The following is a 13,122-nucleotide window of genomic DNA, read 5'->3' as shown; positions in this document are numbered from 1 at the left end:
GCCTGTACTTCATATGCACTTTTTATGTAGATATAAAAAGAGTTCATATGAGTACTGGCTTAAAAAGAGGTCTTTGGGAGAAGAATTTTTTTTATAAAAGGAATACGTGTGAGTATTACTACTAAAACTTTTCAGTTCGGTAACGATACCGTAACGCTAGAAACAGGCCGTATTGCTCGTCAAGCAACGGGTGCTGTTCTTTGTACAATTGGTGATGCACAAGTACTTGCTACTGTTGTAGGCGCTAAATCCGCTAAACCTGGGCAAGACTTTTTCCCATTGTCTGTTCATTACCAAGAGCGTGCTTACGCTGTCGGTAAAATCCCTGGTGGCTTCCTAAAGCGTGAAGGTCGTCCTTCTGAAAAAGAAACTCTGACTTCTCGTTTGATCGACCGTCCAATTCGTCCATTGTTTCCAAAAGGTTTCATGAACGAAGTACAGGTTGTTTGTACTGTTATGTCGACTAACACTAACCTAGACGCGGACATCGCGGCTATGTTGGCAACATCTGCCGCATTGACTATTTCTGGTATCCCATTCAATGGTCCTATCGGTGCAGCACGTGTTGGTTTTAACGATGAGTCTGGCTACGTTCTTAACCCAAGCTACGCAGATCTAGACGGTTCTTTGCTAGACATGGTTGTTGCCGGTACGAAAGATGCCGTCCTAATGGTTGAGTCTGAAGCACAAGAGCTTACTGAAGACGAAATGTTAGGTGCAGTACTTTACGCACACAAAGAAATGCAAGCGGCTATCACGGCCATTTCTGAATTCGCAACTGAGTGTGCTAAGCCTCGTTGGGAATGGGAAGCTGAAGCGGTTAATGTTTCACTAACTGAAGCACTAGCAACAGGCTATGCAGCACAAATCGAAGAAGCCTACGGCATCAGTGAAAAAATGGCACGCTACGCTAAACTAGGCGAAGTTCGTGCAGCGGCTGTTGAAGCGCTAGTAACTGAAGACGGTGAATTCTCAGAAGCTGACGTAACAGGTGCTTTCTCGAAACTTGAGAAACGTACGGTACGTCGTCGTGTTATCGACGGCCAGCCACGTATTGATGGTCGTGATAACAAAACTGTTCGTCCAATCAACGTTGAGGTTGGTTTGTTGAGCAAAACTCACGGTTCTGCTTTGTTCACACGTGGTGAGACTCAGGCTATTGCGACTTGTACTCTAGGTACTAGCCGTGATGCGCAAATGTCCGACGGCCTTGCTGGCGAAAGCAAAGACAGCTTCATGTTGCACTACAACTTCCCTCCATACTCTGTAGGTGAATGTGGTCGTATGGGTGGTGTTGGTCGTCGTGAAATCGGTCACGGTCGTCTAGCACGTCGTGGTGTTCAAGCGGTATTGCCATCTGAAGATGAATTCCCATACACAATTCGTATTGTGTCTGAAATCACTGAATCAAACGGTTCTAGCTCTATGGCTTCTGTTTGTGGTGCATCTCTATCTATGATGGACGCAGGTGTTCCTCTGAAAGCACCAGTAGCTGGTATCGCTATGGGTCTGATCAAAGAAGACGACGGCTTTGCCGTATTGACTGATATCTTGGGTGACGAAGATCACCTTGGCGATATGGACTTTAAAGTAGCGGGTACTGAAGAAGGTATCACAGCACTTCAAATGGACATCAAGATTGAAGGTATCAATGAAGAAATCATGGATATCGCATTAAGCCAGGCAATGGACGCGCGTAAGCACATCCTGCGTGAAATGGCAGGAGTGATTGGTTACGCTCGCCCTGAAGTGTCTCCAAATGCGCCATCTATGGCGACAATCAAAATTGATCCTGAAAAAATCCGTGACGTTATCGGTAAAGGTGGCGCGACTATCCGTTCTATTACAGAACAGACAGGTGCATCTATCGATCTAGATGACGACGGCACAGTGCGTATTTACGCTGCTGATAAAGCATCTTCTGATGCTGCATTGTTGAAAATTCATGAAATCACAGCAGAAGCAGAGGTTGATAAGCTTTACAAAGGTAAAGTGGTTCGTCTAGCTGAGTTTGGTGCCTTCGTAAATATCTTACCTGGTAAAGATGGTTTGGTTCATATCTCTCAAATCGCTGAAGAGCGTATTCGTGCGGTAACTGACTTCCTTTCTGAGGGGCAAGAAGTTATTGTTAAAGTGTTAGATGTTGATGCTCGTGGTCGTATTAAGCTTTCTATGAAAGATGTAACGGAAGAAGAAAAAGCCGCTTACACTGAATAATGTTTAGCGTAAATTGATCTAAGAAGGCGCTATTTATAGCGCCTTTTTTTTGTTTTTAATGTGCTGAATAGGCTAAAATGCCAGCATTATATTTAATGTTTTGGCGATGTTTTTTCACTATTTACCTTTCTGTGTCTTAGATAAAGGAAAAGATTATGACGATTAAAGTTGTAGGTTTATTAGCTGCTAGTATTTTGTTAGCAGCCTGTAGTAAAGATGTAGTAAATACGCCTGTTGCTGCTATTCCTGATTGTGCTTTTGCTGATGGTTCTAATCAGCCTGCACCTGATTGGGTGTGCGGCGCACCTGTTGAAGGTGTTGCTCTGTCTGCTGTTGGCTATAGTGAGAAATCTGCTGCTGGTGCAAATTATATGAAGCAAATGGCGGCGACAGCAGCACGTGTTGAATTGGCTCAAGTGCTCAGTGTTGACCTACAAAATATGGTTAAGCAGTATGTTGAAACAACAGGGGCTGGCGATGCTGAAACAGTGGATCGCGTAAATAGTGTTGTAACCAAGCAAGTAACTGAACAGAAATTGATCGGCTCTAAAGTGGTTCGACAGATGCCAACACCCTCTGGTGGCTTAGTGGTATTAGTGGGGTTAGACCCATCTCAAGCTGAAGGTGTTGCAGAAAGTATTTTGCGTACATCTATGCGTAATGAAGCGGCTTTATTTCAAAAGTTGGAATCCGAAAAAAGTTTTGATGAGCTTGCTGCTGAAATAGCTAAGCGTCACGCTCAGTAATACGCCGATGATGAGTAGTGCCTAATTCTAGTTACTACTCATCATATATTCTTTCTAAATATTGTTTTCTTCATCAAAAATTGGGGTAGGCTTTTTGTTGTTATCTACAGCAACGAAGTTGAAATGCCCTGTGACTGCTTTGGTGCGCTTATCACTATCCAACCGCTCTAGAAAAATAGACACTTCTACTTTTAATGATGTTCTGCCAACATGAACCACGCGAGCGATTAATTCGACTAAAATTCCTGAAGGGATAGGTTGTTTAAAGTCCACTTGTTCAGTGGATATGGTCACCATGGTTTTTCTGGCGAAGCGAGTAGCGGCTATATAGGCAACTTCGTCCATCCACTGTAAAGCGATACCACCGAATAAAGTGTCGTAATGGTTTGTTGTTGCAGGAAAGACCATTTTTGCAACGCGTGTTTCTGAAATTTCTTCTCGTTTTTGGATAAGTAGCTTGTTCATGTTAAAAAAACCTTTTTTTTCAGTGATTCTATTGAGCAGCATTATACTCGCTGGAGTAGTGGGTTGTGATACGCGCTTTAAAGTAGAAGGCGTTTTATCTAAATATGTTGCAGATTTAAATCGCTCACAATTTTTTTCCATTTCTTCCCCTGCAATGGTGATGCCAGCTAGCCTGCCATCGTCGCGTTATCGCCAACAAAGTTTGACTCAGTTCGATATTGGCCTATTAGATTTTTTGTCTTTGCAGCAATGCAGTGTGGGTATTGTTGCGGGAAGAAAAAATAGTATTCTTGGTAAAGTGATGTCCGACAGCCAGCGATTTTTGTATGAACTGGATATTATTCGAGCTATTGAGTCGTGTGAGATTAATAATGAGTCGTTGTCTAAAGAGTTGAACCAAATAGCGCGGCAAAAGCGCCTTGAATTACCAAAAGCGTTTAGTAATGCTCTTTTTAATGGCGCAGAGAGTGAAGCATTTTTTAGTTTATCTAATGGATTTCTTCCATTGAATTACTCTACTGCTGAGCAACAGGAGCTGTTAGATGCTTTGAATCGATTGATTACAATTGGTGAGAATCTTACTGCTTTACCACTGGTCGATGCGAATATTTTTGAGGGGGATTTAAAAGTGTTAATGGACAGTGAGTACGCAGGTCGACTGTTGTATTCGATGTCTCGTATAACCGGTTATTTGAATCTTGTTGCAAATAAAGTCGGTAGGCTAGATGTTGATATTTGCGGTGCTCCGATGTCTTATATTGCACAGCAATTTGAGGTTCATTATGTAAAAGTTATCCAGCCTTATATGGGGCGGATTAATCGTGGTGCTTATGAAGTGCTTCCGCTTATGGCTCGCCTGTTTGATATAAGTGAGCCATTAGGCCGTGATATGAATGTTTTTTTGAATCAATTTTCTATGGCGAACTCAAGCAGTGCATGGCAAGAATATCAGTTAGCGTCTCAGCTACATGCCAAGCAGTGGAGCGCTTTGTTTACGAAATGCTCTGTTTCTATTGGTGGAAAGTCTTAATGGCAAAATCATTAAATACGCGTGCTGATCTGTTGTTCTAGGCTTTCAATCGCATCATATTTATGTGCTGGGCCTTCCGCCAAAGGTTCGAAGCTTAGCGCTTTTAGTAAAGCGATATTTGCAATCGGGTTTGCTCCAATGCCATGTGAAAACTGTATGGGTCGTGTAATAGCATGAGGTTGGTGGACGCTTAACTCATCTGGTGTATCGATGACAGAGGGTCCAGGCTGATTGAATAGGCTCATTAATAAAGCAAAATGAGCATTGCCAGAAACCGGTTTTCCCGCTTTGCTGCTTTGGGTTACCTGTGTTTCAACAACTTCTCTTATATTCATTAACGTGCCTATTAAATTATCTACGATAACGCTATCGGCACAGGATGGTTTTTCTTAAAGAAAACAGATGATTAATTGAAATGGTTTTCTTGCTTGGTGAACTGTAATAATAGTTCGCACTTTTGAGTAACACGCTAGCGCAAGCTTATTTTAATTGTTATTTTTTGTATGCTAGGCAACCAATTTTATTCAATGTGTAGCTCAAAGTGTATAAGCATCGTACTATAATGCATTATAGATCAATTGTATTTTTAGGTTTTGGTGCTTTTATTGGGAAAAGTGAACCGCTTAATACTTGGCGGTGAGGCATTACGCATGCATGATATTAACGAACTGATCGACAACGTTAGGCACAATGAGGAGATCGCTCGTAAATTTTTTGAAATAGAGCGCTGTATTCTCTCGATTGGTCGTTGTGATCAATTTGTTTCCACTTTAACTAAGGAGGTGCAGAAGCAGTTTAGCGTACCTTATGTTTGGGTAAACTTAATCAACGAAGCCCCTTTGTCTCATTTAATCGAAAGCCTAGAAAAAATGCCAGATCTGCGTGATAGGGTGCTTTTTACAAGGCGTCATTCCATGATTGATATCATCAAGTCCAGTAACAAAACAGTTTTGGTGAATACTAATTTAAGTCAATGTAGGGAAATTATTCCTGCTGTCTATCGTGATATTATTTCTTCTGTCGCTATTTCACCTTTAACGATTGACGGTGAGTTGGTTGGATTATTTTGTCAGGCGGATTCTGATAGTTCTCGCTATGATGCCAAGACAAAAGACACGTTTCTACTTGATCAATTGGCCATAAAAATATCTATCTGCTTGAGTAATGTAACGGCAAGAGAGAAGTTAGAGTATTTGGCAACGAGAGACCCTTTAACAGGTTTGTTAAATCGCCGGCAGCTGGAGTTGATGTTGGATCGTGAATTTGCTCGATCTAAAATGCGAGAGCGCGATTTAACCGTCGTATTTATAGATTGTGATGCCTTTAAGTCTATCAATGATACATTGGGGCATAATTGTGGTGATGAGGTATTGGAGTATATTGCTAAGCGATTACTTAAATATGTCCACAAGCAGGGGTTAGCATTTCGATTTGCTGGCGATGAATTTGTGTTTGTCATGCCTGGGAAAAACTATGATCAAGCCATTTTAGTGGCGGAATCTATTCAAGAATATCTGCAATCTAACCCGTTAAGGTATAAATCTAATCTCGTACCTATTACTATTAGTTATGGTGGCGCCAGCGTCATGTCTGACTCGCCTAGTAACTATAAGCATTTGCTGAAAGTGGCAGATGAGCGCCTCTATGATTATAAAAATAACCGTAAAAGATTGGTGCCAACGAAAGTCTTTAAGTTTTTAAATAGACTAAGGTAATTGTGTAATTTTATTACATTATGACGCTAATTTTTCAAGGGTGCGGTATTTTTCACCTCAATTTTGTTGTAAAATTTCAAGAAAATTAAATAGGGTTCGTTTATGTCCCATGCTCTAATCGCCGATCTTGGTGGAACCAATGCGCGTTTTGCCTTGGTTCCTATCCATCAGTATGAGCCTCTAGAAATAAGAGTGCTTCCCTGTGAAAATTACGATAATTTTTTTGCTGCAGCAGCTGACTATATTGAAAACTGCAGTATTGGTATGGATAGAATAGATGCCATTGTTTTGGCGATTGCTGGGCCAGTGAACCAGCCAGTGATACAGTTTTCTAATAATCCCTGGAAGTTTACACGTGATGAAGTGCAGTCCTATTTTGGCGATAATAAGCCCGTTGCCTTATTGAACGATTTTGATGCTGTGGGGCATTGTTTGGAAATCCTCCAACCTGAAGATATGTTGGTTGTTGGGGATAGTTCGGCTGTGGATCCTAAAGGTGCATGTTGGGTTGTTGGTGCTGGAACTGGTTTAGGAATATCTTGTGTTGTTCCTCAGGACAATGGGCCTAACATGGTGTTACCTGGAGAGGGTGGGCATGTTGATTTATCTGCCTGTAATGATGTTGAAGATGATATTTTAAAGTTTCTTCGTACGCGTCATAAGAGAGTTTCAGCAGAACGTGTTTTATCAGGTATGGGTCTTGAAAATTTATATGAAGCATTGGCATTGCGCGAAGGGATTGAAAAGCGTTTAACTGCCCCTGAAATTGGCGAGGCTCTTAAGCTTGGTAATGACCCTATTGCCGCTGCAGCGTTGGAGCAGTTTTTTGTATTTTTAGGGCGAGTGATCGGCGACTTAGTATTGTCGGTTGAGTCTCGCGGCGGTGTTTATATTGCCGGTGGTATCGTCCCTCGTTACATAAAAGAAATCCTTAAAAGTCGTTTTCGTGAAGCGATGCAAGATAAAGGTCGCATGAAAGAATTTGTTTCCCCTATTCCGACTTTTGTTGTTATGTCTGAATACCCAGGGCTGATGGGGTGTGCATGTTATGCCTCCCATCTTGTGTCGAAAGCCTAGATTAGTTGGAGAATAAAGAATGAAGGCCAGTTTAAAAGCCTGTGATGTTGTAATTTTCGGTGGTGGTGGTGATCTTGCGATGCGTAAGTTGCTCCCCGCTTTGTTCCATTTGGATATGGATGGTTTACTTGCTCCGACGACTCGCATCATTGGTGCTTCGAGACGTGAAGTCAGTACGGAGGAATATCAGTCTAAAATTCGAGCGGCGCTCGATGAGTTTGTACCTTCAAGCATTGGTGATGAAAAAACGTGGCCACGATTTAAAGAGCGTTTAAGCTATGTTTCCGTTGATGCTCAGCAAGAGTCTGATTTTTCTCGATTGAATGATCATCAAGTCGGTGGTGATGATCGTGACGTGGTATTTTATCTTGCGACTTCTCCAGACCTATTTGGGTCTATCTGTTCATCATTGGCGACGCATGGTTTAAATGCGCCTCGTATGCGTGTTGTTTTAGAAAAGCCTCTTGGTCGAGATCTTACTTCCTCTCGTGCGATAAATGATGAAGTGATGAAAAACTTTAATGAGCAACAAGCTTTCCGTATTGACCATTATTTAGGAAAAGAAACGGTACAAAACCTCTTGGCGATTCGCTTTGGTAATACGCTTTTTGAGCCTTTATGGGACAGTGCACACATTGATAACGTTCAGATTACTGTATCTGAAACCGTTGGTGTTGAAGGGCGTTGGGGTTATTACGATAAAGCTGGCGCAATGCGTGACATGGTGCAAAATCATTTAATCCAGTTGTTATGTTTGGTGGCGATGGAGCCTCCGGGTCGAATGGATTCTGATTCTGTACGTGATGAAAAAATTAAAGTGTTAAAAGCGTTACGTCCTATTGTTGGAGCAAATGCTTATACCAAAACCGTTCGCGGTCAATATGCGAAAGGTATGATCAAAGGCAAGGATGTACAAGGTTACTTTGATGAAGAGGGGAGTAACCCTAATTCAAGAACTGAGACATTTGTTGCCTTACGAGCAGATATTGATAACTGGCGCTGGGCAGGCGTGCCGTTTTATCTAAGAACGGGTAAGCGTTTGGGGCAACGTTATTCTGAAATTGTTATTCAATATAAAGCGGTTCCACACAGTATCTTTAGTGACGAAAGTAATCGTCAGCTTCAGCGTAACCAGCTAATTATTCGCCTTCAGCCAGAAGAGAAAATTTCTCTAACAGTGATGAATAAGGTTCCAGGTGTGAGCGAAGGAATGGTGCTTCAGCCGGTTGATTTGAACTTGAGTTTGACTGAAGCGTTTAATGATAAGCGTAGTCCGGAAGCTTATGAGCGGTTATTACTTGATGTAATGCGCAATGATGCAACTTTGTTCATGCGCTACGATGAAGTTGAAGCTGCTTGGAAGTGGGTGGATGGAATCATGTCTGCTTGGAATCAAACGAGTGAACGACCAAAAGAATATGCTTCTGGTTCATGGGGGCCTGCAGCGTCTATGGCGTTGCCAATTAAAGATGGCCGTAACTGGCATGATTACTAGCCCTAAAAACAAAGAAGCTTTTTTAAAAGGAAAATAATAATGACCACTTCTTATACTGCTGAACAGGTGATGACAGCAACACCTGTTGTCCCTGTTATTGTTGTTGATGATATTGCTCAAGCGGTAGCGCTTGGTAAAGCTCTGGTTGCCGGTGGCGTGCCTGTTTTAGAGGTGACTCTACGTACTCCAGCCGCCTTAGAGGCAATTACAGCACTTCGTAAGGAAGTTCCAGATGCTATTGTCGGTGCGGGGACAGTATGTTCGCGTGAACAATATATTCAAGCGATTGAGGCAGGTTCACAATTTATCATTAGTCCAGGAATGACAGCAGACTTGCTGGCTGTTGGTAAAGAGTATGATGTTCCTTACTTGCCTGCCGTAGCGACTATTTCTGATGTTTTGTTGGGGATGGAATACGGTTATGACCGTTTTAAATTCTTTCCTGCAGAGGTGAATGGTGGTGTGAAGGCATTGAAGGCATTTGGTGGTCCTTTGCCTCAAATCAAATTTTGCCCAACGGGTGGGATTGGCGCAGCTAACTTTCGTGAGTACTTGGCATTGCCTAACGTGCTTTGTGTTGGTGGTTCTTGGATTGTTCCAACTGATTTAGTTCGTGCGGGTAAGTGGGATGAAATTACTGAATTGGCGAAATCTGTCTCGCAGTAGTATGTAATTAATCTATGCTGGGTAACTGATCTAGATGGTAGTAGAAAGGGGAAAGGTTTACACCTGTCCCCTTTTTTGTTTTTCGGCCCTTCTTATTGTTATAAATTTTCTTCGGCAAATTCAGCAAGTCGGCTTCGTTCTATGCCATTGACGTGCATAACGCTGGCGTATTTAAAGGATTTTGTTTTTTCGACTAAGTAAGTTAAACCGGATGTGAGTGGGGTGATGTACTTGTTGTCGATTTGGGCTAAATTGCCAAGTACGATGATTTTTGAGTTGCTACCTACTCGTGTCACGATGGATTTTAGCTGAAACTGTGTTAGTCCTTGCGCCTCATCGATAATAATTAAAGCATTGTTGAAGGAACGGCCCCGCATAAAATTTAAAGATTTGAATTGAATGTTGGCTTTTTGTTTCACGTAATCAATGCTGCTAAAGGAATGTTCGTCGGCACCATGTAAGATTTCTAAGTTATCATCGAAAGCAGCTAACCAAGGTGCCATTTTTTCTTCTTCTGTGCCTGGTAAGAAGCCGATGTCTTCAGCCATTGGTGGTGTTGATCTAGCAACGATAATTTTATTAAAGCGCTTTTCCTCCATGGTGACTTGTAATCCGTAAGCTAAGGCTAATAGTGTCTTGCCTGAGCCAGCTGGGCCAGTCATTACCATTAAGTCAGAGTTGTCGTGGCGTAGTAAGTAAAATGCCATAGCTTGCTCTAAATTGCGTGGCAGTATTCCCCAAAAGTTTTGATTCATCAGGTGTTGTTTGTTGATATCAAGTAAAAAGACATGCTCTTGATCAAGGTTAACCACAAATCCGATAAAATCTTCATCATCAATCACAAACATGTTGAAGTAGATATTTGGTAAATGGCTTTTGTTAATGACATGTACGGTATGGCGGCCATGAGCTTCTGTTTTTACGCTTTCTATCGTGGACCAAAAACTCCCGCTGAATTGAATGTAACCTTTACTCATTAAGTCTAGATCATCAAGAACCTTATCTTTTCTGTAGTCTTCCACGCGCTCTAGCCCAGACCCTTTTGCCTTGATGCGCATGTTGATGTCTTTGGTTACCAAGCAGACGGAAGATCGAGGGTGAGTGGCCTGTAAGCTTAGTCCAACATTGATAATGCGATTGTCATTGGCATGGTCGTGGTTGCCATTTAAAAAAGGTACGTTATCAGTAAGGGTTATTTGTTGATCTGGGTAGATGGCTAAAGAGCCTTCACAGCGCTTGGTGTCTGTATCGCTATCAGCTGAGTTGATTGGCACTCCTGCCAGTAATTCACGAGGAGAAGCGTCTCCAACGATTTTATCTATAGTGTTGATTGCCACACGAGCTTCGCGGCTTACATCTTTGTCTCTTCTATCTTTAATTACATCCAATTCTTCAAGGACGGTCATAGGGATAACTACTTTGTGTTCGGCAAAAGCATAAATTGCCAACGGATCGTGCAATAACACATTAGTGTCAAGAACATAGATTTTTTCCATAGAGTATTACTCCTGCAATGAACATGAAGGTTTCTTTTGAAGAGCGAATAGACGAACAAAAAAGTGGTGCTTAGTATCTTTGTGAAGAGCTGAGATTTTTGGTGGTGTGAATCGTAATATTGTAGAAAGTGATTGGATTGATATGGCATCTACCAAGAGGAGGTGACGAATTGAATTATGTTGATTATGGTTTTTTGGCAAGCTAAACCTCACTGTCTTTATCCATACTCTAATTAAAGTGTATGACAGTTTTGTTGCTTATGCTTGTTCTAATAGGTGTTTTTAACATTTTTTGGTTATAAAAAAACCGCTGTTTATGGCAGCGGTTTTTTTTAGAGCGAATCGTATTATTCGTCTAAGAAGCTTCTTAAGTGTTCTGAGCGGCTAGGATGACGTAATTTACGCAGAGCTTTCGCTTCGATTTGGCGAATACGCTCACGGGTAACGTCAAACTGCTTACCAACTTCTTCAAGAGTGTGGTCGGTGTTCATATCGATACCGAAACGCATGCGTAAAACTTTTGCTTCACGAGCGGTTAAGCCAGCCAATACTGTGGTAGTTGACTCTCTTAGGCCTTCAATTGTGGCGATATCTATAGGTGACTCCGCACCATCGTCTTCAATAAAGTCACCTAGGTGCGAATCTTCATCATCACCAATTGGCGTTTCCATTGAAATTGGCTCTTTGGCAATCTTCAAGACTTTGCGAATCTTGTCTTCTGGCATGTCCATGCGTGCGGCCAATTCTTCTGGCGTTGCTTCGCGTCCCATTTCCTGAAGCATCTGACGAGATATACGATTTAGCTTGTTAATCGTTTCAATCATATGCACTGGAATACGGATGGTGCGAGCTTGATCCGCAATAGAGCGAGTGATTGCCTGACGAATCCACCATGTTGCGTAAGTCGAAAACTTGTAACCACGACGATATTCGAATTTATCAACCGCTTTCATAAGGCCGATGTTACCTTCTTGGATTAGATCCAAGAATTGTAGGCCGCGGTTGGTGTATTTCTTCGCGATCGAGATAACCAAACGCAAGTTGGCTTCAACCATTTCTTTCTTGGCGCGACGGGCACGAGTTTCACCAATCGAAATACGACGATTGATCTCTTTTAATTCAGCAATCGTTAGGCCTGTTTCTTTAGAAACGGCACGTAACTTACGCTGACTGCGCATAAATTCTGCTTCGTTTTCTTCAAGCGTTGCCGCGTAATCAGCACCAGAGGCAATTTGCTCTTTTAGCCAATCTGGGTTTGTTTCATTGCGCGGGAAACGTTTCAAAAACTCAGTTCTTGGCATGCCGGCTTTGCGCACACACACTTGCATGATAAGACGCTCTTGGTCGCGCACTTTTTCCATGCGTGAGCGAACGCGATCGATCAGATCATCAAACAGTTTAGGAACAAGTTTGATAGGAGCAAAACTAATGCTCAACTCTTCTTGCTTGCTTTGTACTGCTGGATCTTGTCTGTCGCTATTCTCTAGCAAGACTTTTAGTTCGTTGTAGATGCGTGCGATATCATTGAAACGTAACGCTGTTTCTTCCGGATCTGGACCGTTGTCTGTTTCTTCTTCAGCGGTGTCGGAGTCGTCATCATCGTCGTCACTGTCTACAGTGTCTTCTTCGATGACCGGCTCTTCGACAATGGCTTCTTCAAAAACAGGCTCTTCGCCATCACCATCAATGAAGCCGCTAAATATATCACTTAGGCGGCCTTCTTCTTCCTGTACTTTAGCGTAAGCGTCAAGCAGTACGTCTACGGCACCAGGGAAGTAAGAAATAGCGGCCATGACTTCGCGTGTACCTTCTTCGATACGCTTAGCAATCGCAATTTCGCCTGCACGAGTCAAAAGCTCAACTGTCCCCATTTCACGCATGTACATACGCACAGGATCAGTTGTTCTAGTGATATCACCTTCTACTGCAGCTAGAGCTGCAGCTGCTTCTTCTGCTGCAGCTTCATCTGTAGCGTCGCCTTCTTCCATGAGAAGGTTATCTTTATCTGGAGCAACTTCAGAAACCGTAATGCCCATGTCGTTGATCATGGCAATGATTTCTTCTACTTGCTCCGGGTCTGAAAGGTCATCAGGGAGGTGGTCGTTAACTTCGGCAAAAGTTAGGTAACCTTGTTCTTTACCCTTGGAGATCAGCTCTTTGAGACGTGACTGTTGAGTGTCTGGCATTCGACAACCTATCGTTAGAAATTCATTTG

At 42.4% G+C, this 13,122-nt stretch carries 11 protein-coding genes; 7 read left to right on the top strand and 4 right to left on the bottom strand.

The genetic code is table 11. The annotated features are described in order from the left end of the window. Nucleotides 1–108 precede the first annotated feature (108 nt). Nucleotides 109–2,217, top strand: a complete 2,109-nt coding sequence (gene pnp, locus DFP80_RS09880; protein WP_113916645.1) for a polyribonucleotide nucleotidyltransferase — start codon at nucleotides 109–111, stop codon at nucleotides 2,215–2,217. Nucleotides 2,218–2,372: 155 nt separating this feature from the next. Beyond that, nucleotides 2,373–2,963, top strand: a complete 591-nt coding sequence (locus DFP80_RS09875; RefSeq protein ID WP_113916644.1) for an LPP20 family lipoprotein — start codon at nucleotides 2,373–2,375, stop codon at nucleotides 2,961–2,963. 54 nt (nucleotides 2,964–3,017) lie between these two features. Here DFP80_RS09875 and DFP80_RS09870 read toward each other — a convergent pair whose 3' ends face one another. After that, complete coding sequence (locus tag DFP80_RS09870; RefSeq protein WP_113916643.1) at nucleotides 3,018–3,428, bottom strand: acyl-CoA thioesterase; 411 nt, start codon at nucleotides 3,426–3,428, stop codon at nucleotides 3,018–3,020. Here DFP80_RS09870 and DFP80_RS09865 point away from each other — a divergent pair. Then, a complete protein-coding gene (locus DFP80_RS09865) occupies nucleotides 3,427–4,458 on the top strand; it encodes a DUF3080 family protein (protein ID WP_241560268.1) in 1,032 nt (343 codons plus the stop codon). The two genes, DFP80_RS09870 and DFP80_RS09865, sit on opposite strands and share 2 nt — an antisense overlap. A gap of 11 nt (nucleotides 4,459–4,469) precedes the next feature. Here DFP80_RS09865 and DFP80_RS09860 read toward each other — a convergent pair whose 3' ends face one another. Then, a complete protein-coding gene (locus DFP80_RS09860; RefSeq protein WP_113916642.1) occupies nucleotides 4,470–4,793 on the bottom strand; it encodes a hypothetical protein in 324 nt (107 codons plus the stop codon). 279 nt (nucleotides 4,794–5,072) lie between these two features. Between DFP80_RS09860 and DFP80_RS09855 the strand changes: the two genes are divergently transcribed. The 4 genes from DFP80_RS09855 to DFP80_RS09840 all read left to right on the top strand — a co-directional run bounded on the left by DFP80_RS09855 (nucleotide 5,073) and on the right by DFP80_RS09840 (nucleotide 9,411). Then, nucleotides 5,073–6,173 (top strand): GGDEF domain-containing protein, encoded by a 1,101-nt coding sequence (locus DFP80_RS09855; RefSeq protein ID WP_241560271.1) that lies wholly within the window; start codon nucleotides 5,073–5,075, stop codon nucleotides 6,171–6,173. Between the two features lie 102 nt (nucleotides 6,174–6,275). Continuing rightward, the gene (gene glk / locus DFP80_RS09850; protein WP_113916641.1) at nucleotides 6,276–7,250 is read left to right on the top strand and encodes a glucokinase; all 975 of its coding nucleotides are present in this window, start codon (nucleotides 6,276–6,278) and stop codon (nucleotides 7,248–7,250) included. 19 nt (nucleotides 7,251–7,269) lie between these two features. Beyond that, nucleotides 7,270–8,745 carry a glucose-6-phosphate dehydrogenase gene (zwf, locus tag DFP80_RS09845; RefSeq protein WP_113916640.1) on the top strand — a complete coding sequence of 492 codons (1,476 nt, stop codon included), beginning with the start codon at nucleotides 7,270–7,272 and terminating at the stop codon, nucleotides 8,743–8,745. Between the two features lie 39 nt (nucleotides 8,746–8,784). After that, nucleotides 8,785–9,411: a bifunctional 4-hydroxy-2-oxoglutarate aldolase/2-dehydro-3-deoxy-phosphogluconate aldolase gene (locus tag DFP80_RS09840; protein WP_113916639.1), complete on the top strand. Its 627-nt coding sequence runs from the start codon at nucleotides 8,785–8,787 to the stop codon at nucleotides 9,409–9,411. 98 nt (nucleotides 9,412–9,509) lie between these two features. On the opposite strand, the gene DFP80_RS09835 is transcribed toward DFP80_RS09840, so the two are convergent. Further along, nucleotides 9,510–10,907, bottom strand: coding sequence for a PhoH family protein (locus DFP80_RS09835; RefSeq protein ID WP_113916638.1), 1,398 nt, complete (start codon nucleotides 10,905–10,907; stop codon nucleotides 9,510–9,512). A 347-nt stretch (nucleotides 10,908–11,254) separates the two neighbouring features. Further along, a complete protein-coding gene (gene rpoD / locus DFP80_RS09830) occupies nucleotides 11,255–13,093 on the bottom strand; it encodes an RNA polymerase sigma factor RpoD (protein ID WP_113916637.1) in 1,839 nt (612 codons plus the stop codon). Nucleotides 13,094–13,122 lie beyond the last annotated feature (29 nt).

Origin of the sequence: Marinomonas rhizomae, assembly GCF_003315485.1 — a bacterium.
Taxonomy (GTDB): Bacteria; Pseudomonadota; Gammaproteobacteria; order Pseudomonadales; family Marinomonadaceae; genus Marinomonas; species Marinomonas rhizomae.
The sequence above is the reverse complement of the archived record's forward strand: the minus strand, read 5'-3'. Positions and strand labels throughout refer to the sequence as shown.